This is a genomic window from Micromonospora sp. SD19 (assembly GCF_054462275.1).
In genome coordinates this window covers 256,978-281,133 of the sequence record NZ_JBTLMN010000007.1, presented here as the reverse complement: position 1 = coordinate 281,133, position 24,156 = coordinate 256,978, and the positions used below count along the sequence as shown (strand labels likewise).

19 protein-coding genes and 1 riboswitch are annotated in these 24,156 nt (G+C 71.9%); of the genes, 7 read left to right on the top strand and 12 right to left on the bottom strand.

All coding sequences use genetic code 11. From position 1 onward, the window contains the following. The first annotated feature begins 16 nt into the window (after nucleotides 1-16). Nucleotides 17-1,417 (top strand): FAD-binding oxidoreductase, encoded by a 1,401-nt coding sequence (locus tag ACX27O_RS23300; RefSeq protein WP_030327796.1) that lies wholly within the window; start codon nucleotides 17-19, stop codon nucleotides 1,415-1,417. Between the two features lie 10 nt (nucleotides 1,418-1,427). On the opposite strand, the gene ACX27O_RS23295 is transcribed toward ACX27O_RS23300, so the two are convergent. Both ACX27O_RS23295 and ACX27O_RS23290 read right to left on the bottom strand, forming a co-directional pair. Then, nucleotides 1,428-1,961 (bottom strand): hypothetical protein, encoded by a 534-nt coding sequence (locus tag ACX27O_RS23295; RefSeq protein WP_030327797.1) that lies wholly within the window; start codon nucleotides 1,959-1,961, stop codon nucleotides 1,428-1,430. Between the two features lie 88 nt (nucleotides 1,962-2,049). Further along, complete coding sequence (locus ACX27O_RS23290) at nucleotides 2,050-3,864, bottom strand: glycerol-3-phosphate dehydrogenase/oxidase (RefSeq protein ID WP_030327798.1); 1,815 nt, start codon at nucleotides 3,862-3,864, stop codon at nucleotides 2,050-2,052. A 217-nt stretch (nucleotides 3,865-4,081) separates the two neighbouring features. Between ACX27O_RS23290 and ACX27O_RS23285 the strand changes: the two genes are divergently transcribed. From ACX27O_RS23285 to ACX27O_RS23275, 3 genes are all read left to right on the top strand, one after another. Next, nucleotides 4,082-6,625, top strand: coding sequence for a S8 family serine peptidase (locus ACX27O_RS23285; RefSeq protein ID WP_458940064.1), 2,544 nt, complete (start codon nucleotides 4,082-4,084; stop codon nucleotides 6,623-6,625). Between the two features lie 43 nt (nucleotides 6,626-6,668). Then, on the top strand, nucleotides 6,669-7,604 hold the full coding sequence (locus ACX27O_RS23280) for a GNAT family N-acetyltransferase (RefSeq protein WP_387219951.1): 936 nt from the start codon (nucleotides 6,669-6,671) through the stop codon (nucleotides 7,602-7,604). Between the two features lie 78 nt (nucleotides 7,605-7,682). After that, entirely contained in the window at nucleotides 7,683-7,931 is a 249-nt protein-coding gene (locus ACX27O_RS23275) for a hypothetical protein (protein WP_030327801.1), read from the top strand. A 58-nt stretch (nucleotides 7,932-7,989) separates the two neighbouring features. Here ACX27O_RS23275 and groL read toward each other — a convergent pair whose 3' ends face one another. From groL to ACX27O_RS23260, 3 genes are all read right to left on the bottom strand, one after another. After that, complete coding sequence (gene groL / locus ACX27O_RS23270) at nucleotides 7,990-9,612, bottom strand: chaperonin GroEL (RefSeq protein ID WP_030327802.1); 1,623 nt, start codon at nucleotides 9,610-9,612, stop codon at nucleotides 7,990-7,992. 272 nt (nucleotides 9,613-9,884) lie between these two features. Then, nucleotides 9,885-11,066, bottom strand: coding sequence for a hypothetical protein (locus ACX27O_RS23265; protein WP_458940063.1), 1,182 nt, complete (start codon nucleotides 11,064-11,066; stop codon nucleotides 9,885-9,887). A gap of 95 nt (nucleotides 11,067-11,161) precedes the next feature. Next, a complete protein-coding gene (locus ACX27O_RS23260; RefSeq protein ID WP_030327804.1) occupies nucleotides 11,162-11,365 on the bottom strand; it encodes a cold-shock protein in 204 nt (67 codons plus the stop codon). A 241-nt stretch (nucleotides 11,366-11,606) separates the two neighbouring features. Here ACX27O_RS23260 and ACX27O_RS23255 point away from each other — a divergent pair, with 241 nt between their 5' ends. Then, entirely contained in the window at nucleotides 11,607-12,137 is a 531-nt protein-coding gene (locus ACX27O_RS23255) for a GNAT family N-acetyltransferase (RefSeq protein WP_030327805.1), read from the top strand. Nucleotides 12,138-12,410: 273 nt separating this feature from the next. Here the strand turns inward: ACX27O_RS23255 and paaN are convergent, their stop codons facing one another. The 4 genes from paaN to ACX27O_RS23235 form a co-directional block, all read right to left on the bottom strand. After that, nucleotides 12,411-14,084 carry a phenylacetic acid degradation protein PaaN gene (paaN, locus tag ACX27O_RS23250; RefSeq protein WP_210860658.1) on the bottom strand — a complete coding sequence of 558 codons (1,674 nt, stop codon included), beginning with the start codon at nucleotides 14,082-14,084 and terminating at the stop codon, nucleotides 12,411-12,413. Between the two features lie 100 nt (nucleotides 14,085-14,184). Beyond that, on the bottom strand, nucleotides 14,185-15,204 hold the full coding sequence (locus ACX27O_RS23245) for a GNAT family N-acetyltransferase (protein WP_458940062.1): 1,020 nt from the start codon (nucleotides 15,202-15,204) through the stop codon (nucleotides 14,185-14,187). Between the two features lie 252 nt (nucleotides 15,205-15,456). Next, on the bottom strand, nucleotides 15,457-16,743 hold the full coding sequence (gene thrC / locus ACX27O_RS23240) for a threonine synthase (protein WP_030327808.1): 1,287 nt from the start codon (nucleotides 16,741-16,743) through the stop codon (nucleotides 15,457-15,459). Between the two features lie 10 nt (nucleotides 16,744-16,753). Continuing rightward, a riboswitch (SAM riboswitch) is annotated at nucleotides 16,754-16,889 on the bottom strand. A gap of 67 nt (nucleotides 16,890-16,956) precedes the next feature. Next, complete coding sequence (locus ACX27O_RS23235; protein WP_051708109.1) at nucleotides 16,957-17,919, bottom strand: DMT family transporter; 963 nt, start codon at nucleotides 17,917-17,919, stop codon at nucleotides 16,957-16,959. Nucleotides 17,920-18,010: 91 nt separating this feature from the next. Here ACX27O_RS23235 and ACX27O_RS23230 point away from each other — a divergent pair, with 91 nt between their 5' ends. Further along, nucleotides 18,011-18,316, top strand: coding sequence for an ArsR/SmtB family transcription factor (locus tag ACX27O_RS23230; RefSeq protein WP_210862139.1), 306 nt, complete (start codon nucleotides 18,011-18,013; stop codon nucleotides 18,314-18,316). A gap of 248 nt (nucleotides 18,317-18,564) precedes the next feature. Here ACX27O_RS23230 and ACX27O_RS23225 read toward each other — a convergent pair whose 3' ends face one another. Beyond that, nucleotides 18,565-19,020 carry a DoxX family protein gene (locus ACX27O_RS23225; RefSeq protein WP_210861511.1) on the bottom strand — a complete coding sequence of 152 codons (456 nt, stop codon included), beginning with the start codon at nucleotides 19,018-19,020 and terminating at the stop codon, nucleotides 18,565-18,567. Between the two features lie 485 nt (nucleotides 19,021-19,505). Between ACX27O_RS23225 and ACX27O_RS23220 the strand changes: the two genes are divergently transcribed. Then, nucleotides 19,506-20,192 (top strand): DUF4232 domain-containing protein, encoded by a 687-nt coding sequence (locus ACX27O_RS23220; RefSeq protein WP_245233486.1) that lies wholly within the window; start codon nucleotides 19,506-19,508, stop codon nucleotides 20,190-20,192. 9 nt (nucleotides 20,193-20,201) lie between these two features. Here ACX27O_RS23220 and ACX27O_RS23215 read toward each other — a convergent pair whose 3' ends face one another. Both ACX27O_RS23215 and ACX27O_RS23210 read right to left on the bottom strand, forming a co-directional pair. Next, on the bottom strand, nucleotides 20,202-21,068 hold the full coding sequence (locus tag ACX27O_RS23215; protein ID WP_051708110.1) for an ABC transporter permease: 867 nt from the start codon (nucleotides 21,066-21,068) through the stop codon (nucleotides 20,202-20,204). Further along, nucleotides 21,068-23,932 (bottom strand): alpha/beta fold hydrolase, encoded by a 2,865-nt coding sequence (locus ACX27O_RS23210; RefSeq protein WP_210864824.1) that lies wholly within the window; start codon nucleotides 23,930-23,932, stop codon nucleotides 21,068-21,070. The genes ACX27O_RS23215 and ACX27O_RS23210 overlap by 1 nt, the downstream gene beginning before the upstream one ends. Nucleotides 23,933-24,156 lie beyond the last annotated feature (224 nt).

Genomic DNA, 24,156 nt, shown 5'->3' with positions numbered 1-24,156 from the left:
GCTTAGCCTCGGCTGCATGGCTGCCACCGCGCTCCTCGACGACCTGCGCGCCGCGCTCGGTGACGACGCCGTGCTCACCGACCCGGACCTGCTGCTGATGCACCAGCGCGACGAGGCCGACCTGTGCGCCGCCGGCCTGCCGTTGGTGGTGACCCGCCCGCGCGACACCGGGCAGGTGGTCGCCGTGGTCCAGGCCGCGGCGCGACACGGCGTACCGGTGGTGCCGCAGGGTGCGCGGACCGGGCTGGCCGGCGCGGCGAACGCGGTGGACGGCGCGGTGGTGCTCAGCACCGTCGCGATGAACGAGATCCGGGAGATCGATCCGGTGAGCCGGATCGCTGTGGTCCAACCGGGGGTGGTCAACGCGGCGCTGGCCGGTGCGGTGGCCAAGCAGGGCCTCTGGTACCCGCCCGACCCCGGTTCCTGGGAGTCGTCCACGATCGGCGGCAACGTGGCCACCAACGCCGGCGGCATGTGCTGCGTCAAGTACGGCGTGACCACCGAGTACGTGCTCGGCCTGGAGGTGGTGCTCGCCTCCGGCGAGGTGCTGCGCACCGGGCGGCGGACGGCCAAGGGGGTGGCCGGCTACGACCTGACCCGGCTGTTCGTCGGTTCGGAGGGCACCCTCGGCGTGATCACCGAGGTGACCGTGGCGCTGCGGCCCGCCCCGGCCGACTCGCTGACCCTGGTGGCGGTCTTTCCGTCCGTCGCCACTGCCGGCGCGGCGGTGGCCGAGATCGCGGCTCGCGGACTCACCCCCAGCCTGCTGGAGTTGCTGGACCAGACCCACCTGCGGGCGATCGAGGCGTACCAGCCGATGGGGTTGCGGACCGACGCGCAGGCCCTGCTGCTGGCCGCCGCGGACACCGGCACCCGGGCGGCGGACGACCTGGCGGTGCTGGCCGAGGTGTGCGAGGCCGTCGGTGCCGACGAGGTCTACGCGGCCACCGACGCGGTGGAGGCGGCGGCACTGCTACAGGCCCGCCGGTTGGCCCACCCGGCCATGGAGAAGTTCGCGGCGGACACCTACCCGGGCGGCAACGGCGGCCTGGTGATCGACGATGTGGCGGTGCCGCGGGGCGCACTCGCCGCGCTCCTGGACGGGGTCGCCCGGATCGCCGCCGAGTGCGAGGTGCCGATCGGCGTGGTGGGGCACGCCGGGGACGGCAACATGCACCCGAACATCGTGGTCGACCGGGCCGACCCGGCGAGCGTGGCGCGGGGCCGGCGAGCCTTTGACGAGATCATGCGGCTCGGCCTGGACCTGGGCGGCACCTGCACCGGCGAGCACGGGGTGGGGCTGCTCAAGCGGGACTGGCTGGCCCAGGAGGTCGGGCCGGTCGGCGTCCGGGTACATCAGGCGATCAAGTCGGCGCTCGACCCGGCCGGCCTGCTCAACCCGGGCAAGGTGCTCTGACCGGCTGCGGTCAGCCCTTGACCTCGGCCGGGGTGGCCTGGGTCAGCAGCAGCAGGATCTCCCCGGCGACCGGCGTGAGTTCCTCACCGGGGCAGTCCTGTGAGGTGATCAGCCCGGTCGAGGTGATGAGGCTGGACGTCAGCGCGTCGATGCAGGTGGTCCGGTACCGCCGGGCCTGATCGGTCTCGTCGGCCAGCGCCGGGTTGGCCAGCAGCACCTGGAGCCGCTCGGTCAACTCCGGTGCGAGGGTGCCCCGGGAGGTCACCCCGTCGCCGGCGCAGTCGACGCACTGCCACGCGCCGTTGCGCTCGACGCTCAGGGTGCGCATCGGCCCGTCCTCACCGAGGCGTTGGAGCAGGCTGACCTGGCCGGCGGCGACAGTGGTGGGGATCTCCAGCTGCGATCCGCCACCCGCCGTGCCCGTCGTCTGCTCCACCGAGCTGTTCGGCTTGTCCCGGTCGAAGAGCGAGCACCCGGTCAGGGCGCTGGCGAGTGCGACGGCGAGCAGGGGTCCGAGCAGACGAGGGCGGGCGCGGTGTTGCACGCGCGGAAACCTACCCCACCGTAGGTAGCGTTCGAAACCACCATCCGGGTCGGTATCGATAGTTACCCATTGGTAACGTCGCAATTCGTCATCGAGCGGACTGTCGCAGCTCCGCCTGACCGTCACCACCCCGGTCGGCCGCGTAACCCCGGACGTCCGGAGCGCCCAACCGGGCGGCGTCCGCCGCCGCGTCGTCCGGCATCAACTGGGACTGCCGCTCCGCCTCCACCCGGGCGCGGTAGTGCTCGACCTCGCGGGCCCGGGTGGCCGCATCCCAACCGAGCACCGCCCCCATCAACTCGGCGGCGTGCTCCGCCGACTCCAACCCCCGGTGGCTGGTCTCGAACGAGATCCGGGTCCGTCGGGTCAGCACGTCCTCCAGGTGCAGCGCACCCTCGGCCCGCGCCGCGTAGGCGACCTCGGCCGCCAGATACTCCGGAGCACCGGCCAGCGGGGACGCCAGCAGTGGATCGGCGTCCACCAGCGCCAGCAGGTCCAGGGTGAGGGTGCCGTACCGCTCCAGGAGGTGCTCCACCACGCCCACCGGCACGCCGTGCCGGCGGGCCAGGTCGGCCCGGTCCCGCCACATCGCCGGGTAGCCGTCGGCGCCGAGCAGCGGCAGGTCGGCGGTGCGCGACGCGCGGGCCCCACCGAGGCGGCGAGCGGCCCGGTCGACCACGTCCGACGCCATCACCCGGTACGTCGTGTACTTGCCGCCCGCGACCAGCAACAGCCCGAGCATCGGCTCGAAGACCGCGTGCTCACGGGAGAGCTTCGAGGTCGAGTCGGCCTCGCCGGCCAGCAGCGGCCGCAGCCCGGCGTACACCCCCTCGATGTCGGCGGTGGTCAGCGGCCGGTCCAGCACCGTGTTGACCTGCTGGAGGAGGTAGTCGATGTCCCGGGCCGAGGCGGCCGGGTGGGAGCGGTCCAGCCGCCAGTCGGTGTCCGTGGTGCCGATGATCCAGTGCCCGCCCCACGGGATGACGAAGAGCACCGAACTCGCCGTCCGCAGGATGAGCCCCGTCTCGCCGGTGATCGCCGAGCGGGGCACCACCAGGTGCACCCCCTTGGAGGCGCGCACCCGGACGCCGGGCCGCAGGCCCACGTCGTTGAGCATCCGGGACATGTCGTCGCTCCACACACCGGTGGCGGCGATGACGGTGCGGGCCTGCACCTCGAACTCCGCGTCCGGTGAACCGGGCGGGGCCTCCAGGTCCCGGACCCGGACGCCGGTCACCTCGCGCGCCTGCCGGATCAGCCCGACGGCGCGGGCACTGCTCACCACGGTGGCGCCCAGGCTGGCCGCGGTGCGGGCCAGGGTGACCACCAGCCGGGCGTCGTCGACCTGCCCGTCATAGTAGCGGATGGCCCCGGCCAGCGCGTCGGCCCGCAGACTCGGGAAGATCCGCCGGGCACCCTCCCGGGTCAGGTGACGGTGCAGCGGCATACCCCGGCCACCGCCGAAGACCCCCGCGAAGGCGTCGTACGCGGCCACGCCCGCGCCGTAGTACGAGCGACGAAAGACCCGGGCCGGCAGGTCCCGCAGGCCCCGCCCCGCCGGCAGCGGCACCATAATCGGCACCGGGCGGACCAGGTGCGGCGCGAGCCGGGTGGCCAGCAGGCCGCGCTCGGTGAGCGCCTCGTGGACCAGGTGGAACTCCAACTGCTCCAGGTAACGCAGGCCACCGTGGATGAGTTTGCTGGACCGGCTGGAGGTGCCCGCCGCGAGGTCACGCGCCTCGACCAGCGCCACCTTCAGGCCCCGGGACGCCGCGTCCAGCGCGGCACCGGCACCGGTCACCCCACCGCCGATGACCAGCACATCGAAGCGCTCGGCACGTAGTCGACGCAGGTCGGACGCACGGCGGACCGGTGAGAGCTGACCGGCGACGGATCGGGAGATATTGGGGTCGCGCACCCGTCCACCGTAACCGCCGGGCCGACGTGTCGACATTTCGCCGCCCGCGCCGCACGGCCCCAAATGCCCATTTCGCGACCCTCGCCTGTCGGAGATCTTGGACAGTTTCCGTTAGCTGCCAACGGAAACTGTCCAAGATCTCGACGATTCTTCGAGGCGGCACTCGGTCCGGAACCGTTCACCGTGGTCGTAAGGTTCTCGGATGCACGGTCAACCCGGGTACCCCGCAGTCAGCTCTCGAACGTCCCCATGGCCGGTGGTCGCGGCAGTGCTGGTCGGCTGCTGGACGGTAGCGGTCACCGTGGGCACCCAGACCGGTGGCTGGCTCACCGATCAGGTGCTGCTGGGCTTCGGACGGGACCGGTTCGGCTGGCTCTGGCCGGTGCTCGGCCTGGCCACAGTGGCGCTGCTCGGCACGCCCGCCCTGCTGCTTGCCGTTGCACCCCGGTCGGCAGCGGTCCGGGCCACCGGGCGGGTCTGGCTGCTCGGCGCACTCGCTCTCGGCGTGCTCACCCTGCTGCGGGTCGTGCCACCGGTGCACCACGAGGCGTACCTCGCCGCGCTGGCCGGCGTCGCGTTGCTCGGTGCACTCGCCGTGCGTTGGGCGGCGCGCTGGTGGGCGTACACCGGGCTGGTTGGCCCGATCGGCGGCCCGGCACTCACCGGGAACGGCGACGCCACGCGGCCCGAGGCCACCGGGAACGGCGACGCTACCCGGCCCGAGACGGCCGGGAACGCGGAGCCGGTCGCACCCCAGCGACGCCCGCGCCGGCCCGGCCCGGTGCCGCTGCTCGCGGTCGCCGCCGGGTTGGCGCTGCTGCTGCCGTGGGCGTGGTTGGGTGCGCTCGGTGGCCTCCTGGAGACCGCGCTCGCGCTGCTGGCGGCCGCCGCGCTGGGAGTGCTCGCCGCGACCCTGCTGGATGCCCCCTTCTGGTCCGTGTTCGCGGTTGGTCGACCGCCCCGGCCGGCTCGACTGGTGCTGGTCGGCGGCCTGGTCGCCGGGGTGGCGTTGCTGCTGCTCGCGGCCGGGGCCGGCCAGTCCGGCGGACAGCTCCCCGGGCTGCTGACAGTGCCGCCGGTGGGGTTCGCGCTGGCCGCGCTCTGGGCGGCGACCTGGCGGTCCGGCGCCAATCCGGCCGAGGCCAGGCGGGCGGGTCGGGCGGCGACCGGCTGGCTCGTGGGCCTGGCCGCGCTCGGCCCGCTGGCCTTCACCGACCCGGAAGAGATCACCCTTTTGCTGGTCGGCACCCGGGACATCCCGTTCTGGGTGGCGGCCGCGGCCGGCGTCGGGCTCGCCGTCGCGGTGGTGGTCGCCATCGGGTACGCGGTGCTGCTCGCCCGGCCGACGGCACGCACCCCGAACCGGCGGGTCGCCGCGGTGGCGGCGGTGGTGCTGCTGGTGGCGTTCGGGGTGGTCGACCTCGGCCCCGGCCAGCCGGGCCTGTACGGCGAGCGGCTGTTCGTGGTGCTGCGCGCCCAGGCCGACCTGAGCGATCTTCTGGCCGGCGCGCCGGGTCAGGCCGGGCGGGACGCCCGCGCGGCGGAGGTCTACCGGCGGCTCGTGACGACCGCCGAACGCAGCCAGGGCGACCTGCTGCGGGAGGTGAACCGGCTGCGCCTCGACCCGGTGTCGTACTACCTGGTCAACGCGGTGGAGGTGGACGGCGGCCCGGCGGTGCGGGCCTGGCTGGCCGGCCGGCCGGAGGTCGCGCGGGTGCTGGTCAGCCAGCGTCTACGCCCGCTGCCGGCCCCGGCCGGGCAGAGCCGGGGCGACGTGCCCAGACCCACCGCCCCGGAGTGGAACATCCGCCAGATCGGTGCCGACCGGGTCTGGTCCCAGCTCGGGGTCACCGGCACGGGCATCGTGGTGGGCAGCTCCGACTCGGGGGTGGACGGCAGCCATCCCGCGCTGAGCGCCGGGTTCCGTGGTGGAGACGACTCCTGGTACGACCCGTGGGACGACACCCGGAGCCCGACCGACCAGGGCGGGCACGGCACCCACACGGTGGGCAGCGCGGTCGGGCGGGACGGCATCGGCGTGGCACCGGACGCGAAATGGGTGGGCTGCGTCAACCTGGACCGCAACCTCGGCAACCCCGCGCACTACCTGGACTGCCTCCAGTTCATGTTGGCGCCGTTCCCGGCAGGTGGCGACCCGTTCACCGACGGCCGTCCGGAGCGCGCCCCGCAGGTGCTGACCAACTCGTGGGGCTGCCCGCCTATTGAGGGCTGCGACCAGCGGGTCCTGCGGCCGGCCACCGCCGCCCTGGACGCGGCCGGGATCTTCGTGGTCGCCGCGGCCGGCAACACCGGCCCCTGGTGCGCCTCGATCGACGACCCGCCCGCCCCGTACCCGGACGTGCTGACCGTCGGCGCGGTGGACGCCCAGCGGCGGGTGGCGGAGTTCTCTTCGCGCGGGCCGGTGCCGGGCGGCTCGGGCAAGCCGGACGTGCTGGCACCGGGGGTGGGCGTGGTGTCGGCCATGCCGGGCGGCACATACGCCGCACTGGACGGCACGTCGATGGCCACCCCGCAGGTGGCCGGGGTGGTGGCGTTGATGTGGTCGGCGAACCCGGCGCTGGTCGGCGACGTGGACCGGACCCGGCAGATCCTCCGGGACACCGCCACGGCGGCGACGCCCACCTACCGCTCCGACAGCCCCTCCGACGCCTGCGGTGGGCCGTCGAACGTGACCGGCGCCGGCCAGGTCGACGCGTACGCCGCCGTGCGCGCCGCCCGGCGGTAGTAGGGGGTGCGACCCGACAGCCGGTGATCTAGGGTCGGCGACCATGGACGCCGAGATCACCGTCACCGAGCTGACCGCCGACCTGGCCCCCACCGTGGTACGGCTCTGCCAGCAGGCGCTCGACCTGCCCGAGGACGCCGCCGAGGCGGCTTCCATCGTGGACGTGCTCTGGCCGCGGGCCTCCGCCGACCGGCCGGTGGTCGGGCTCGGCGCGTACCGGGGCGCGGACCTGGTGGGGGTGCTGATCTGCTCGGTGTCGTCGGCCGAGCCGGGGATCGGGCACGTGGACCTGGTCGCGGTTCACAGTGATCAGCGGCGTCGGGGTGTCGGCCGGGCCCTGCTCCAGCGGGCCGAGCGGGTGCTCGCCGAGCGGGGGGTGACCGAGGTGCTGCTGGCCGGGAATCCGCCGTACTACGCGTGGCCGGGCATCGACGTCCGCTACACGCCGGCGGTCTGCGCCGCCCTCGCGCTCGGCTACCAGCAGGACCGGACCGCCTGGAACATGACAGCGGACCTGTCGTACGACGGGTCGCCGGCACTGCGGTCCACCGAGGCTGCCCAGCGGCGGCTGGCCGACCAGGGCGTCACCGTACGGCGGGCGGAGCCGGCGGACCTGCCGGCGTTGACCGCGTTCGCCAGATCCACCTTCGGCGGTACCTGGGACGGTGAGTTGGCCGGGTCGGTGGGGCGCGCGGACGCCGGTTGCCACCTGGCGGAGCGGGACGGCGAGCTGCTCGGCTTCGCCGCGTACGGGTCGTCGCGGCCGAGTTGGTTCGGGCCGATGGGCACCGCGCCGGCCGCCGAGGGGTCGGGCATCGGTGGGGTGCTGTTGCGGCGCTGCCTGCGCGACCTGCGGACGGCGGGGCTGGACCGGGCACAGATTGGCTGGGTCGGGCCGGTGCCGTTCTATTCGGGCAGCGCGGGCGCACGGATCGAGCGGGTCTTCTTCCTGTACCGGAAAACCCTACCGATCACCTAACCGGGGCAAACAGGACGTAGATCCTTTCGCCCGCGTCGGCCATCGACGCCCCCTACCGTTTCGGTAGAGGAGGCAGCCATGACCACGGATGACAACCAGACCGAGGACGGCCCGCCGATCACCTGGAAGCCGGTGGGTGAACTCCCCGGTCAACTGCCGTTCGACCGGCTCGACTACGGCGACGCCGAGCAACTGGCCGAGATGACCACCGACGGTGAGCCGTCGATGGCCGAGGAACCTCAGGAGATGGTGGACGCGCCGATCCAACTGCTTCCGCCGTACAGCAGGGCACAGAAACGGCGCAACCAGCGCCCCCTACCGACCTGACGACGAACGGGGCGGGCCGCTGACGCGGTCCGCCCCGTTCGGTGTGTCGGAACTGGACTCAGAAGTCCATTTCCCCGCCACCCGGGCCAGCCGGGGCAGCCGGGGTCTTCTCCGGCTTGTCCGCGACAACAGCCTCGGTGGTGAGGAAGAGCGCCGCGATGGAAGCGGCGTTCTGCAGCGCCGAGCGCGTCACCTTGGCCGGGTCGATGATGCCCGCGGCCAGCAGGTCGACGTACTCGCCGTTGGCGGCGTTGAGGCCGTGACCCGCTTCGAGGTTACGGACCTTCTCCACCACGACGCCGCCCTCAAGGCCGGCGTTGACGGCGATCTGCCGCAGCGGGGCGTCCAGCGCGACCTTGACGATGTTCGCACCGGTCGCCTCGTCGCCGACCAGGTCGAGCTTGTCGAAGGCGGTCTTGCCGGCCTGCACCAGCGCGACGCCACCACCCGGGACGATGCCCTCCTCGACGGCGGCCTTCGCGTTGCGAACGGCGTCCTCGATGCGGTGCTTGCGCTCCTTGAGCTCGACCTCGGTGGCCGCGCCGACCTTGATGACCGCAACGCCACCGGCCAGCTTGGCCAGCCGCTCCTGCAGCTTCTCCCGGTCGTAGTCGGAGTCGCTCTTGTCGATCTCGGCCCGGATCTGGTTGACCCGGCCCTGGATCTGCTCGGCGTCACCGGCACCGTCGACGATGGTGGTCTCGTCCTTGGTCACCACGACCTTGCGGGCGCGGCCCAGCATGTCGAGGCTGGCGGCGTCGAGCTTGAGGCCGACCTCCTCGCTGATGACCTGGCCACCGGCGAGGATGGCGATGTCGGTCAGCATGGCCTTGCGGCGGTCACCGAAGCCCGGCGCCTTGACGGCGACCGACTTGAAGGTGCCACGGACCTTGTTGACCACCAGGGTGGCGAGGGCCTCGCCCTCCAGGTCCTCGGCGATGATCAGCAGCGGCTTGCCCGACTGCATGACCTTCTCCAGGATCGGGAGCAGGTCCTTCACCGACGAGATCTTGCTGTTGGCGATCAGGATGTACGGGTCGTCGAAGACGGCCTCCATACGCTCCGGGTCGGTCATGAAGTAGGCCGAGATGTAGCCCTTGTCGAAGCGCATACCCTCGGTGAGCTCCAGCTCCAGCCCGAAGGTGTTGCTCTCCTCGACGGTGATGACGCCTTCCTTGCCGACCTTGTCCATCGCCTCGGCGATGATCTCGCCGACGGTGCTGTCGCCAGCGGAGATGGAGGCGGTGGAGGCGATCTGCTCCTTGGTCTCGACGTCCTTGGCGAGCTTGGACAGCTCCTCCGAGACGCTCGCGACAGCAGCCTCGATGCCCCGCTTCAGGGCCATCGGGTTGGCGCCGGCGGCCACGTTGCGCAGGCCCTCGCGAACCAGGGCCTGGGCCAGGACGGTCGCCGTCGTCGTGCCGTCACCGGCAACGTCGTCGGTCTTCTTGGCGACCTCCTTGACCAGCTCAGCGCCGATCTTCTCGTACGGGTCCTCGAGCTCGATCTCCTTGGCGATGCTCACACCATCGTTGGTGATGGTGGGGGCACCCCACTTCTTCTCGAGCACGACGTTGCGGCCCTTGGGGCCGAGGGTCACCTTTACGGCGTCGGCGAGCTGGTTCATGCCCCGCTCGAGGCCGCGGCGCGCCTCTTCGTCGAACGCGATCATCTTGGCCATACGGCGTTGTCCTCCTGGACACTCACGGGCCACCCGAGATGTGTGCCCCGGATGGGCCGCCTGGTGTACGCACCTTGGGACGTCGCCACCTGGCGACGACGACGTCCTTCGGCCGGGCCGGATAGCCCGCGACGACCGGCCATGTGTCACCCCGGCGTCTCCACGCCGGTGCAACCTGGCCCCACCGTCCCGACCATTGGCACTCACGGTATGCGAGTGCCAATGACTTGTTTAGCACTCTCCCATGCCGAGTGCAAGCACGATGCCGCCGCTCAACCGAGTTCCGCAGCCAGTACGGAGGTGTTCACCGGCGCCTCATGGGCCCGCTGCTCGGCGTACGTCACCAGCAGACCGATGAGTTGGGCCAGGTGAGCGGGCAGGGCCAGCACGGCGGTGATCCCGATCACGACCACCGCGCCGACCGCGGTGCCCGCCGAGGCGAACGGATCCGTTCCGAGCGGGGAGGTGCCCACCCCTTCCAGCACACCGGGGATCACCGTGCCGACGATCACCGCCGCGGCCACCAGGGCGACCCGACCGAGCAGCAGGCCCAGCCGATCATGGAACATCCGGAACGATCGGCCGATCGGGTTGTGCCGCTCGAAGAGATAGACCGGGCCGGCCATGCTCAGCGCGAGGGCCAGGTAGATGCCCGGCAGCACACAGAAGCAGAGGCCCACGCCGATCAGCAGGCCGATCAGCAGGGTCCAACCCCACAGCCCGAGGGCCCGGCGCAGGCCGTAGCGCAGTGCCGACTCCAGGCTGACCGGCTGACCGGCCGCCTGCTTGGTGATCACCCAGGTGCCGGCGGCCCATCCGACGGCCTGCACCAACCCGACCAGCAGGCTGCCGCCGACCAGCAGGACCAGAAGGTTCAGCAGCTCGGCGGCGAAGTTGTCAGGAAGCGCCGGGTTCGGACTCGACTCGGCCTGGGCGGCCCACTGCGCCGACGGGTCCAGCCCGAGCGAGATCACCGAGAGCACCGCCGCCGGCAGCACCTGGGTGAGCAGCACGATCGGCACCAACTGCCGCCAGCCCCGGCGCAAGGCTGCGCCACATCTGTCGAACCAACCGCCGAGGCCGGCGCCAGGCGGCGTGACCAGTGCGTCGTTCGGGTCGAATCCGTAACCCGGCGGGTACCAGCCGGCCTGCGGCCCCGGATACCACGGCTGCCCGCCGTAGGGGCCCGACCCGGGCGGGTAGCCCCCGGTGGGCGGGAACGTCCAACCCTGCTGCGGCGCACCGGCGCCCCAGGACCCGGTTACGGGATCCCAGCCGGGCGGCGGGCCGGCCGGGGGCAGGCCCGGGCCCCAGCCGGGCGGCGGGCCGGCCGGGGGCAGGCCCGGGCCCCAGCCGGGCGGCGGACCGGAGTGGCCGGGGCTGCCGGCGGGCGAGGACGGGTCCGGCTCCCCGGACCCGGCGGACGACGTGGGCGGGGGCGGCTGGTCGGTCATGAACGCTCCTCGGCATCGGCTGGAACGGTCACGATCTTCCCGGCTGGGTGCCCCTGCCGCAGCCCCGACTCACCGGGGCCGATCGGTCCGAAAGCTCAGCCGGTGACGCGTACGTGCTCGGCCTGCGGACCCTTCTGACCCTGGGCGATCTCGAACTCGACCCGCTGACCGTCGTCCAGCGCCTTGTAACCGTCCATCTCGATAGCGGAGAAGTGGACGAACACGTCCTGACCGCCGTCGACGGCAATGAAGCCGTAGCCCTTTTCGGCGTTGAACCACTTCACGGTGCCCTGTGCCACGGTGCACTTCCCTTACTCGCGCGGCCTTGCCTGACCCGGCGCACGGCGCGGCCGGGCGCCCCGACCACCGACTCAGCGATCGATGACCGCCATTGAGTGAGGTGACCGAAATCGCACGCTACACGAGGAGTGACGGCCGCGCACGGCCACAAATCGGACACACTCCGGGGCCACGCCGAGGTGACGGCGAGCGGGCACAGCTCACGAGAAGGCGGCCATCCCCTGTGGTAGGCATGCGGACATGACCACCGACATGGGCTCGCCGGCGGTGCGGCTGGCGGAGATCCGCCGGGTCCGGCCGGAGGACGCCGCCCGGATGCGGGCGCTGCGCCTGGAGATGCTGGCCGACGCGCCGTTGGCCTTCCTGGAGACCCTGGCGGACGCGGCGGCCCGGCCACACAACGAGTACGCCGCCCGGGTCGCGTACACCTCAGCCGGTTCCAGCAACGCGCAGTTCATCGCCGACCCCGGTGGCCGGCTGGTCGGGCACGCCGGCGGCACCACCGCCCCGAACGAACCCGGCGTAACCGTGATCTACGCCGTCTACGTCACGCCGACCTGGCGCGGCAGCGGGCTGCTCGGCGAGCTGATCGACGGGGTGGCCGCCTGGTCGCGCGCCTGTGGCCGACCGGAGCTGCTGCTGGAGGTGGTGGTCGGCAACGACCGCGCCTACCGGGCCTACCAGCGCCTGGGCTTCCAGGACACCGGGGTACGCGTCCCGCACCCCACCATCCCAGCCCTCACCGAACTGCACATGCGCCGCCCCGCCTAGACCCAAGGAACCACCACGCCGACCGGGACCACCGCGCCGATAGCCATGATCGTGCAGCAACCAGGATCTAGTGGTAACCCACCGACGGGAGACCACTACATCCTGGATCGAGCACGATCATGGGGTGGCGAGAAGGGCTCCAGCCTGGACAGTCGACGACCACCGTGCCTACGGCGGGTTTCCGGGGCAGCCCGACCCGCGCAGGGATCAAGCCTGACCGCCCGGAGCGGGGCGGACTGCCCCGGAAACCCCAACCGCAACCAAGATCGAAGATCAGACGTGCCGCCGGGACTGCACGATCCGGAACCGGTTCGCCACGTACGCCCCGTCCGTCAGCGCCGAGTTGGCCGCCGCGTTGGCCCCACTGCCGTGGAAGTCGGAGAACGCCGCCGACTGGTTGACGAAGACACCTCCGGTGAGGTTGCAGGACAGGTGCACCCCGACCTCGACCGCCACCGCCTCGGCCGCGTCCAGCACCGCCTCGTCGGTGGAGTAGACACCGGCGGTGAGCGCGCCCTTCTCGCCGACCGTCCGGCGCAGCAGTTCCAGGCTGTGTGCTGTGGAGTCGGTGGCGATGGCGAACGAGATCGGCCCGAACCACTCCCGGCCGTACGTCTCCGCGTCGTCAGCGGTCAGCTTCACGATCGTCGGGGTACGCACCACCGCGTCGGCGTACGACGGATGCTCCACGGCGCGCGACTGAAGCACCGGCTCGCCGACCTTGGTCACCTCGGCCAGCCGCTCCAGCACCCCGTCGTTGACGATGGCGCCGGTGAGTTCGACACCCCGGGCCGGGTCCGCGGTGAGCTTGCCGACGGCGGCGGCGATCCCGCCGGCCACCTCGTCGAAGCTCTTGTGCCCCTGGTCGGTCTCGATGCCGCCGGCCGGGATGAGGATGTTCTGCGAGGTGGTGCACATCTGACCGCTGTAGAGGGTCAGCGTGAAACCGAGGTTGCGGCACATGCCGGCGAAGTCGTCGGTGGAGTCGATGACGACGGTGTTCAGCCCGGCCTTCTCGGTGTAGACCGAGGCCTGCCGCGCGTGCGTCTCCAGCCAGTCGCCGTACTCGGTGGAGCCGGTGAAGTCGACGATCTTCACGGCCCGGTGCAGGGCCAGGTCGCTGGCGAGCTTCTCGCCGGGCGCCTCCGCCGCCAACATGATCAGGTTCGGGTCGAAGCCGGCCTCGGCGAGCACCTCCCGGGCGTACTTCACGGTGATGGCCAGCGGCAGCACGGCGCGCGGGTGCGGCTTGACGATCACCGGGTTGCCGGTGGCCAGCGAGGCGAACAGCCCGGGGTACGAGTTCCAGGTCGGGAAGGTGTTGCAGCCGATCACCAGCGCCACCCCACGCGGCACCACGTGGAACGTCTTGGTCATCCGCAGCGGGTCGCCCTTGCCGGCGGCCTTCTCCCAGCCCGCCGTGCCCGGGTGCCGGGTCATCTCGGCGTACGCGTACGCCAGGGCTTCCAGCGCCCGGTCCAGCGCGTGCGCGCCACCGGCCTGGAAGGCCATCACGAACGCCTGCCCGCTGGTGAACTGCACCGCGTTGGCCAGTTCGAAGATGTTCTTGTGCAGCCGGTCGAGGATCTCCAGGCAGACGCCCACCCGGGCCTGCGGGCCGGCGTCACGCCACGCCGGCAGCGCGGCGGAGGCGGCGCTGACCAGCTCGCCGGGGCCGGCGTGCGGGTACCGCACCGCCAACTCCACACCGAACGGGCTCGTCTCGGTGGCGACCCGAGCGCCGCTGCCGGGCTGGTCGAGCGGAAAATCACCACCGAGGTACGCCTCGAAGGCGGCCTTACCGTCGGCGGCGGCGGTCTCGCCGTACACCCGGGGGCTGGGGGATTCAGGATAGGCGGACCAGTAGCCCCGCTCCGTGATCGCGGTCAGCGCACGGTTGAGGGTGTCGGCGTGCCTGTCGTACAGGGGATGCGGGGTCTCCGTCATGCCCGCCATCATGCCTGAGTCAGGTCCGCGAGCAGTAGCGCGAATGCCCGGCAGCGGCGCATGCCTGAGTCAGGTCCGCGAGCAGTAGCGCCGATACCTGTCAGAGGGTGAGCTGCCAGTCGGTCCAGGAGTCCACCGGGCGGAAGCCGAGCTGCTCGTTGATCGCCACCATGTAGCTGTTGCTTGTCGCGTTCCAGGTGTCGATCACCTGTATCGCCGGCTGGTGGGTGAGCAGGTGGTGCAGGTTCTCCGCCTTGGCGATGAGGCCGAGCCGGTGCCCACGGTGGGCCGGGTCGACGATGGTGATCTGCTGGAACGCGTGCCAGTCGGCGGAGGCACCCACGTCCAGCAGCGTCCAGGCGACAAGTCGACCGGACGCCTCGTGGCGCATCCCGAGGTGGTAGCGCCGCCGGCCCCGGGCGTCCAGCGCCCGCTCGTTGCCGCGGATGCGCTCGGCGTCCACCCGCTCCGGCTCCCACTGCACGTCGCCCATGGGCGCGTCCATCAGCAGCCGGCCGTCGAGGTAGGCGATGTCGGCGACGTACTCCGGCGGGGTGGCCCCCTGCCAGCAGACCGACTGGTAGCCCTCGGCCCGCGGGCGGGCCTCGGCGAGCGCCGCCCGCAGCGCGACCCGGTCGAGCTTGCTGACGTCGAGCCGTCGGCGCACCTCGGCGAGGGCGGGCTGCGCTCCGGTAGCGGCGGCGAACGCGTCACCGGCCACGCTTCGGGGCGGCCCGCCGGGCAGCGCGGAGACCGCCATCCCCACCACCCGCTTGCGGCCGTGTTCGCGGAGCAGACGCACGCCGTACTCGTGCAGGGCCCGGCCGACTCCACGACGCCGCAGCTGGGGATGCACCAGCAGGTCGGCGGTGGCGTTGTCGGTGTTGTCGAGCTGCGGCAGGTCCAGTTGGAGGTAGCCGGCCGGCACGCCGTCCAGTCGGGCCAGCGCCCAGAGTGACCGGGTGCCGGGCATCGGCGTGTGGAACAGCGCGTCGAAGCGGCGCCGGCAGGAGGGCGGGAAGTCCGGCAGGTCGGCGTGGTTGACCGCTGACCCGATCCGGTACGCCTCGTCGACCGCGGTCCGGTCGGCGCCGTCGAACGACGCGATAGTGATGCTCATTGCGCTGAGGGTGCACCAGGCAAAAGCGATCGGGCCAGCGAATTAATCGCTGGCCCGATCGAACGTGGTCGGGAGGGACACTCGCACAACGCCTCCGGCGTTGGGTCGCAAGAACTTCAAAAGTCTTCGGCGAAATGCCCTCCCGCACGGAGCATCTTGCGCCGTCCGGTTCCTGCCGTCAAGTCCGTAGCGGCGGGTTTTCCACACTCACAGCGAAAACCCAGTTACTGGCTGATCCACCTGGCCCGTGGGTCAGCCGAGGAGGCCGGCGTCGCGGGCGGCACGCAGCGAGGGCTTGATGTGGTGGGTCGGGCCAACCTGGCCGGCCACCGCGTCGATGGTCTTCAGACCCTCGCCGGTGTTGAACACGACGGTCTCCGCCGACGGGTCGAGCCGACCGGACTCGACCAGCTTGCGCAGCACGGCCACTGTCACCCCACCCGCGGTCTCGGCGAAGACCCCGGTCGTGCGGGCCAGGTCGCGGATGCCCGCCCGGATCTCGTCGTCGTCGACGTACTCCATCCAGCCACCGGTGCGGCGGACCGCTTCCAGGGCGTAGAGGCCGGCTGCCGGGTCGCCGATGTTGAGCGACTTGGCGATGCCGGTCGGCTTGACCGGGATGATCGTGTCGGTCCCGCCGTGCAGGGCGGTGGCGATCGGGTTGCAGCCTGCGGACTGCGCACCGAAGACCTTCCAGCCGCCGGCCGGCGCCTCGACCAGGCCGATCTCGACCAGCTCGGAGAACGCCTTGTCAATCTTGGTGAGCAGCTCGCCGCTGGCCATCGGAATGACCACCTGCGCCGGGATCCGCCAGCCCAGCTGCTCGGCCACCTCGTAGCCGAGGGTCTTGGAACCCTCTGCGTAGTACGGCCGGACGTTCACGTTGACGAACGCCGTGTCCTCGAATTCGTCGGTCTCCACCAGCTCGCCGCAGAGCCGGTTGACATCGTCGTACGAACCGTCGATGGCGACCAGTTCGCCACCGTAGACGGCGGTGGTGATGACCTTGCCCTGCTCCAGGTCGCTGGGGATGAAGACCACCGAGGGCACCCCGGCGCGGGCGGCGTGGGCGGCCACCGAGTTGGCGAGGTTGCCGGTCGACGCGCAGGCGAACCGGGTGAAGCCGAGCGCCTTGGCGGCGGTGAGCGCCACCGAGACGACCCGGTCCTTGAACGAGTGGGTGGGGTTGGCGCTGTCGTCCTTGACCCACAGCGGCGCGGTGATGCCCAACTCGGCGGCGAGGTGCGGGGCCGCCACCAGTGGGGTCAGCCCCGGGTCGAGGGTGACCCGGCTGGCCGGGTCCTGACCGGCGGGCAGCAGTGCGGCGTACCGCCAGATGTTGTCCGGGCCGGCTTCGATCTGTTCACGGGTGACGGTGGCCAGCGCGGAGGTGTCGTAGTCGACCTCCAGCGGGCCGAAACACTCGTAACAGGCGTGCTGGGCGGCGAGCGGGTAGCGGGCCGAACAGGCGCGGCAGACCAGGGCGCGGGCCGGGCTGGCAGAGGTGTCGATGCCGGAGCTGACGAGCGTCGACGTCATGTCGAGAGTCCTCTCATCTTTCCCCGCATCGCACCGTGCGGCGGGGACGGAATTGGCACCTGCCCCGCGGGTCGCTCAGCGGTGAGCGCGCGGGGTGGTTGCCGGGGCGTCGTCGGGCCGTATCCCTCAGCCCCTCTGGATGAGGTATTCAGTTGTGCCGCCGAGTCTAGGCAAAGCTGGCCGTGGCCTCCAGGGCGAATCCCAGGGAGTGGGTCAGCGGGCGTTCACGGCCACCGGGTCGGTCACCGCGATCGGGTCCGTCACCGCACCCGACTGGGGCAGCGGCGTGGTCCGGGGGCGGGCGGCGAGATTCGCGGCGATCAGGGCGGCGATCGTGATGGCGGCCCCGACCAGTTCGACGGGTTCCGGGCGGTAGCCACGGGCGATCTGCACCGCGAAGGTGGTCACCGGAACCAGGTTCATGAACAGCGCGGCGTTGGCGGCACCGAGTCGCTGCACGCCGGTGTTCCAGGCCAGGACCGCGATGACGGCACCCACCACGACGGCGTACGCCAGCTGCGGGGTGACCGCCACGAGGTCGGCGGCGCCTGGCGCGTGCTGCCAGCCGACGGCGTCGGCGCCGATGCTCAGGACGAGCATGGCGGCCGTGCCGGCGAGCGCGGTCAGTGTGGTGAAGCGCAGCGGCGTCCACTCGCCGAACCGGCTGGCGCCGTGGGTGTAGATGGCCCAGCCCAGCACCGCGCCGATCATCATCAGCCCGCCGAGGCCGAACTGGCCGAGCCCGGCCAGGCTGCCGCGCGTGATCACCAGGCCGACTCCGATGAGCGCCACCAGGGAGAGGGCCAGCAGGAGCGGCTTCGGGCGTACGCCGTCGCGAGCCCAGCGGACGAGCTGGGTGATCACCGGGGTGGTGGCCACGAAGAGGGAGACCTGCTGCGGGGCGGCGTGTTCGAGCGCCAGGTTCGTGAGCAGGTTGAACCCCGCGAAGCCGACCACGCCGAGCACCACCACCTCCAGCGCCCTTCCACCGTGCCGCAGCGCGCCGGCCCCCTCGCGGAGCAGCAGGATGGCGACCAGGACGACGGCGGCCAGCAGGTAGCGCGCGGTGGTCAAATTGAGCGGGTCGACCCGGTCGAGCGCGCTGGCCAGGATCGGGAACATCACGCCCCAGCCGAGCACGGCGACCAGTGGGTAAGCGGTGGCGCGGGATCGCATCGGCAACTCCAATGTTCGAGTATCGTCGAACCAACGACACCGACAGTAGGAGCTTGTTCGACTCTTGTCGAACAATGGTTACACTGGTCACATGGAGCCGCACGAACCCGACCTGACCGCCGTACCGGTCACCAGCGTGCTGGCCGCGCTCGCCGACGACGTGCGGCTACAGATCGTCCGGGCGCTCGCCGAGGGCGGCGAGTCCCCCTGCGGCAGCTTCGACTTCGGCGTCTCCAAGGCGACCCGCAGCCACCACCTCAAGGTGCTGCGCGAGGCGGGCCTGACCCGGACCCGCGCCGCCGGCACGAGCCGCCTGGTCCGGCTGCGCCGCGACGAGCTGGACAAGCTCTACCCCGGCCTGCTGGACGCGGTCCTCGCCCACCACCGACCGGCCTGACGCTCCCGCCTCGGCCCCTCCCGCACGTGTCGCTGACGGTCACGGCTGCGGAGCGGGTGACACCTACCATTCGCGCATGCTTTGGAGCTGAATCGTTTACGACATCAGCGCCCAGCTGGGATCCGGCGCGCGGGGCGCAGAGCCGGGCCGGCGCACGGGGCGCAGAGCCGGGCCTGCGGGGGACGGCCGTGACCGGCGCGTCGCCGGGGCCGCCTCGTCGAGGCCCCGGCGACGCGGAACGGGTGCGGTCAGACGACGATCGAGCTGCTCTCAGCCATCGGCGTCGCCGGCGCGGACTCAACCTCGCGGCGACGCGCGAGCAGCGTGTCGAGCGCCCAGGAACCCGGACCGAGGGCCGCGATCAGCAGGAACGACCAGCAGAAGAGTGCCGACAGCTCACCACCGTTGTGCAGCGGCAGCAGATGATCCGGCTGGTGCACGACGAAGTAGGCGTACGCCATCGAGCCGGATGCGAGCAGAGCGGCGGGTCGGGTGAAGAGGCCGGCCAGCACCAGCGCGCCGCAGACCAGCTGGATCAACGCGGCCCACCAGCCCGGCCAGGTGCCGGGGGCTATCGCCGCACCGGTCACGGGGTTGCCGCCGAACAACCCGAACACCGAGGTCACACCATGCAAAGCGAACAGCAGGCCGATCACGATGCGGAACAGGGACAGGGTCGGCCCGCCGAGCCGAGAAACGTTCATCGGTACCTCCATCGAAGGGATTGGATTCCCTCAATGTGAGGCATGAAAGTATCGAAGGTTATAGATTCCTTGTTAGTGGGAAAGTCCCCGGTTGGAATGTACCGGCGTGCAGGGCCCTCGTCGAGCGCTCGCCGCCTCACGGAGCCGGCCACCCGATCCCCTGAGCTGCGAAAACAATCGATGTCGCGTCGCTCCGACCGCCATGGGCACGCTCCCACAGTGTGGGTACGGCCGGTTACCCCACCTCAGACACCGGCGGACCGGCTGCTCGCGGCGCTGGCCGAGCTGGGCGGACGCCCGAGCGATGCCCTGAACGATTCAGCTCGAAAGGCATACCGGGACGGCACATCAGCCGGCCAGGGACAGCGTCACCGCCCCGGATCCGGGGCAGCTCCAGAGGCCCGGACCAGCAGACGGCAGGTGCACACCAGCGCTGCTGCGGGGCCAGGCAGCGGTGAGGCACCTCGATGGGTGAGGATCGACACATGATCTTCAGCTGCACGGCAGCACGGCGATGGTTCAGCGCAGTGGTCGCGGTGCCTCTCGCACTCGCCGCCTGCACCCCCGGTGACCATCGCGGCCAGGGTGGGGACCCGACGGGCCCGCCACCGACCCCGTCGAGCCCCACCCAGTCGCCCAGCGTCGCTCCGGTGGCCGAGTGTCCGGCCTCCGGCGTCCGGATCCGGGCGACCGGCGGGGACGCCGCCTCGGGCCTGCGCGCCCTCGGCATCGAGCTGGTCAACTGCGGCGAGCATCCCTACCAGCTCAACGGCTACCCGGTGCTGCACGTGTTCGACGAGGAACGCGAGCCGATCATGCTTCGGGTGGTCAACGGCGCCAAGGAGATCACCATGGGCTTCGACCAACCGCCCCGGAAGATCACCCTCGCTGCCGGTGAGCGGGCCACCGCCGTGGTGCTCTGGCGCAACCTGGTCACCGACTCGACAGTGGTGGCCACCAACGGCGCGTTTCTGACAGTGGCGCCTGCCGCCGGGCAGCCGGCCGAGGAGGTCGACCCGGACGGGCCGATCGACCTCGGCAACACCGGCCGGATCGGCGTCAGCGCCTGGAAGAAGGCCGACCCGTCCGCGCCGGTACCGACCCGGCCGGCCCCACCGCCGGCGCCGAGCGTGGTGCCGTCGTCGGTGAGCCCACCCGACAGCCGGTTGTGAGCCGCCCCGCTACGACGTGATGTCCTTTCGGGTGAACCGCCAGAACGCCAATCCCCAGAACAACGTCGCGTAGCTGATCGCCGAGATGCAGCCGCGCACCACGTCGTCGGTCTGCACCGGAGTCGACAGCAGCCCCAGCCAGGCGGTGCTGAAGTGGGTGGGCAGGAAGTCACGCAACGCGCCCAGGGCGGTGATCTGGTCCAGGATGCTCGACAGGATCCAGAGCAGCACCGCACCACCCACCGCGCCCAGCGCGGCGTCCGTGGTCACCGACAGCAGGAACGCCAGGCCGGCCACCACCAGCAGGACGATCGCCAGGTAACCCAGCACGGCCAGCAACCGGAGCAACCCCTCGGTGGGTTCCAGCTCGGCGGCGACGGTGCTGCGCAGCGGCGACCACCCGTAGCGCAGGGTGCCGGCCAGCAACGCGGTGCCGGCCAACAGCAGCAGGGCAAGTCCCGAGTACGCGAGCGCGACCACCAGCTTCACCGTCAGCAACCGCGCCCGGGGCACCGGGATCGCCAACAGATACCGCAGGCTGCCCCAGCTCGCCTCGCTGGCCACCGTGTCGCCGCAGAACAGCGCGACGACCACCACCAGCAGGAACGACGCCGACACAAAGATCGAGAACAGGGTGAAGTTGAGCCCACCCGTGGTGGCCAGGTCGACCAGGCTGGAGAACTCGTTGCGCCCGTTGTCGTCGTCGCCACCCGAGTTGAACTGGAACGCGATCAGGATGATCAGCGGCAGCAGCACCATGAACCCGAGCGCCAGCTGGGTCCGCCGTCGGGATGCCTGCCGGCGGAACTCCGCCTTGAACGGCATCGTGGCCGACGGCCGGTAGCCGCGTGCCTCACCTGCGTCGACAACTGCCATCACCGGTCACCGCTTCCCCGAGAGTTGTCGCCCACCAGGGCGAGGAACGCGTCCTCCAGGCGCCGCCGGGGCACCACCCGGTCCACCCCGATGCCGGCGCGTACCAGCTCGGCCACCACCTCGCTGCGGGCCGTGCCGTTGGTGTCGACCACCAACTGGCCGTCGCTCTCCGGCAACACCCGCACGCCGTGCAGCCGGTCCAGCACCGCCCGCGCCGCCACCGGGTCGGTGACGTCGAAGAGCACGCTCGGCGACTCGCCCACGATCTCCTCCACCGGTCCGGACGCCACGATCCGGCCCTTGTTCACCACCACCGCGTGGGTGCACGTCTGCTCCACCTCGGCCAGCAGATGGCTGGAGACCAGCACCGCCCGGCCGTCCGTGGCGTACCGCTGCAGCACCCGGCGCATCTCGGCGATCTGCGGCGGGTCGAGCCCGTCGGTCGGCTCGTCCAGCACCAGCAACTCGGGGAGGCCGAGCATGGCCTGGGCGATGGCCAGACGCTGACGCATCCCGTGGCTGTAGTTCTTGATCTTCCGGTGCACGGAGTCACCCAGCCCGGCGATCTCCAGCGCCGCGTCGAACTGGGCGTCCTCCCACGGCCGCCCGGTGGCCCGCCAGTACGCCTTCAGGTTGTCCAGGCCCGACAGGTGCGGCAGGAAGCCCGGCCCCTCCACCAGCGCCCCGATCCGGGACAGCACCGGCGAGCCGGGCACCAACCGCCGACCGAAGACGTAGATCTCCCCGGCGGTCGGCTGGGTCAGCCCCATCAGCACCCGCAGGGTGGTGGTCTTGCCGGCACCGTTCGGCCCGAGCAGACCCACCACCTGACCCGGGTGCACCTCGAAGTCCACGTTCGACACCGCGACGAAGCCGTCCGCGTACTCCTTGCGCAGTGCGCGCACGGCCAGCGGGGTGTCCGCGTACTCCGGATGCACGGAGCGGTCCTGGCGGCGGTGCCGGCGGCGGACCACCGCGACGACCACGACGAGCCCGATCACGATGGCGGCGAGCAGGCCGGCGAGCACCCAACGCCAGACCGTGGCCGCGGTGGGGATCGGCTCGCCGGCGACAGTGGGCAGGCTGACGGGGCCGTCCGCGGCCACCGTGTAGACGGTGGGTTCGGCGGGGGTGGTGTACGCCTGGTCGGAGCTGGCCACCACCAGCCGCAGCCGATGCCCGGCCTCCACCCGGCGGACGATCGCGGGCAGCGTGACGGTGACCGGGCGGGCGTCCTGCGCCCGCTGCGGCAGGCCGGTCAGCCGGATCGGGGCGACCAGGCCGTTCGGCAGGGTGGCCGCGCCGTCCTTGTCCACGTCGTAGAGCTTCACGAAGAGCACCGCCTCGCCGGTGGGCGACGCCGCCCGCACCGTGACGGTGGGCGCACCGGCCACGTCGACCGCCTCGGTCAGCGGGGCCGACTCGAACCGGGCGTGCTGGCCGGGCACGTCGCTGGCCACCCCGTCCAGCAGCGAGGTGAGCCCGCCCGCGAACGGGATCGAGGAGATGGCGGCCGGGTTGCCGTTCGGCGGGTTCGCGATCGGCTGCGCCGGGCCGGTGACAGTCACCTCCCGGCGGTCGGTGCCGGCCAGGCCCGGGTAGTCGGCGCGGCGGAAACCGGTGGCGACGAGGCCCCGGTCGAGCGCGTCGAAGCCGGCGATCCGCGACCAGGTGAAGTCGTCGCCGGGCGCGTCCCCCTCGCCCTTGACGTAGTGGTCGAGCCACTGGACGGTCAGGAACTTCACCCGGTCCGAGTCCGAGCGGGGGCCGGCTCCGCCGTCGTGGCCGCCGGTGAACCAGGCGACCCGCACCGGGGTGCCGGCGGCGGCGATGCCCTTCGCGTTCGCGTCGGCCTCGCCGAGCGGGAAGAGCGTGTCAGCCTCGCCCTGCACCAGCAGGGTGGGGGCCTTGATCCGGTCCAGCACGCCGGCCGGGCTGGAGCGGCGCAGCAGGTCCACGGCGGCCTGGTCGGCCTGACCGGTGGTGGCGATCCGCAGGTACGCGGCGCACACGTCGGCGGCGAACCGACCGCAGGACGGGTCGGCGGCACCGGTTGGGGCACCACCGGGGGCGGTACCCGGGCCGGCACCCGGCCCGGGGCTGGGCGGGCCGGCCGACTCCGGTGCGCCCTGCGGCGCGGCGGCGGTCCCGCCGGAGAGCCCCGCCGGGCCGGAGCCCACGTTGCCGCCCCCGCCGAAGAAGAGGCCGGCCCAACCCTTCTTGAACACGCCCTCGGTTGGCGCCCCGCCGGTGCTCTCCGGCAGGAACGCCCGGGACAGGTCGTTCCAGGTGATCATGGGGACGATCGCGTCGACCCGCCGGTCCTGGGCGGCCAGCAGCAACGCCAAACCGCCGCCGTACGAGCCGCCGACCACACCGACCTTCGGGTCGCCGGCGGCGTCGGTGCGCACCTCCGGCCGAGCGGCCAGCCAGTCCAGCAGTCGCTCGGCGTCGCGGACCTCGTAGTCGGGGCTGTCCAGGTGGATCTCGCCGCCGCTCCTACCGAACCCGCGCGCGGTCCAGGTGAGCACCGCGTAGCCGCGGCCGGCGAACTCCTCCGCGTCGGAGCGCACCGACTCCTTGGTGCCGCCGAACCCGTGCGCCAACAGCACCGCCGGCACCTTCCGGGCGGATGAGGCGTCGGCCGGCAGGTAGAGAGTGGTGTCCAGGTCCACCGGCTCGTCGCCGGACGGTCCGGAGCGGACGGTGAGCATCGCGCTCTCGGCGCGTACGCCCGACCCTTGTGGCCACACCGCCCAGGTCACGGCGGCGGCCAACAGTACGACGACCACCGCGGCGGCGGTCGCGCGGCGACGGGTGGGCAGGGCACGCCGGAACCACGCGGCCGGCGACGGCGATGTCATGCGGCACACGGTACGGCGCGGAGGCTGAGCGTTGGCTGAGATCCGCCGTACGTCTGTCCGGTTGCCCCGATCGGTGCCGGGTGGGGGTGCGAGCGCGCAACGTCCGACGCGGCACAGCGAGTTGAGTTCGGATTTCGTGAATTCCGATCTTCCGCGGATATCCACCTCGATCCCTCCATGTCACACACACAGCTGACACAGAGCGTGCTGGCAACGCGGACAAA

What these genes read in the sequence shown, in the direction of transcription:
- ACX27O_RS23220 (WP_245233486.1), top strand. Translation starts at nt 19,506, where the DNA reads ATGATCTTCAGCTGCACGGCAGCACGGCGATGGTTCAGCGCAGTGGTC.
- thrC (WP_030327808.1), bottom strand. Translation starts at nt 16,743, where the DNA reads ATGACGTCGACGCTCGTCAGCTCCGGCATCGACACCTCTGCCAGCCCG.
- ACX27O_RS23225 (WP_210861511.1), bottom strand. Translation starts at nt 19,020, where the DNA reads ATGAACGTTTCTCGGCTCGGCGGGCCGACCCTGTCCCTGTTCCGCATC.
- ACX27O_RS23245 (WP_458940062.1), bottom strand. Translation starts at nt 15,204, where the DNA reads ATGAGCATCACTATCGCGTCGTTCGACGGCGCCGACCGGACCGCGGTC.
- ACX27O_RS23300 (WP_030327796.1), top strand. Translation starts at nt 17, where the DNA reads ATGGCTGCCACCGCGCTCCTCGACGACCTGCGCGCCGCGCTCGGTGAC.
- ACX27O_RS23255 (WP_030327805.1), top strand. Translation starts at nt 11,607, where the DNA reads ATGACCACCGACATGGGCTCGCCGGCGGTGCGGCTGGCGGAGATCCGC.
- ACX27O_RS23280 (WP_387219951.1), top strand. Translation starts at nt 6,669, where the DNA reads ATGGACGCCGAGATCACCGTCACCGAGCTGACCGCCGACCTGGCCCCC.
- ACX27O_RS23230 (WP_210862139.1), top strand. Translation starts at nt 18,011, where the DNA reads ATGGAGCCGCACGAACCCGACCTGACCGCCGTACCGGTCACCAGCGTG.
- ACX27O_RS23265 (WP_458940063.1), bottom strand. Translation starts at nt 11,066, where the DNA reads ATGACCGACCAGCCGCCCCCGCCCACGTCGTCCGCCGGGTCCGGGGAG.
- ACX27O_RS23210 (WP_210864824.1), bottom strand. Translation starts at nt 23,932, where the DNA reads ATGACATCGCCGTCGCCGGCCGCGTGGTTCCGGCGTGCCCTGCCCACC.
- ACX27O_RS23285 (WP_458940064.1), top strand. Translation starts at nt 4,082, where the DNA reads ATGCACGGTCAACCCGGGTACCCCGCAGTCAGCTCTCGAACGTCCCCA.
- ACX27O_RS23275 (WP_030327801.1), top strand. Translation starts at nt 7,683, where the DNA reads ATGACCACGGATGACAACCAGACCGAGGACGGCCCGCCGATCACCTGG.
- groL (WP_030327802.1), bottom strand. Translation starts at nt 9,612, where the DNA reads ATGGCCAAGATGATCGCGTTCGACGAAGAGGCGCGCCGCGGCCTCGAG.
- ACX27O_RS23215 (WP_051708110.1), bottom strand. Translation starts at nt 21,068, where the DNA reads ATGGCAGTTGTCGACGCAGGTGAGGCACGCGGCTACCGGCCGTCGGCC.
- ACX27O_RS23235 (WP_051708109.1), bottom strand. Translation starts at nt 17,919, where the DNA reads ATGCGATCCCGCGCCACCGCTTACCCACTGGTCGCCGTGCTCGGCTGG.
- paaN (WP_210860658.1), bottom strand. Translation starts at nt 14,084, where the DNA reads ATGACGGAGACCCCGCATCCCCTGTACGACAGGCACGCCGACACCCTC.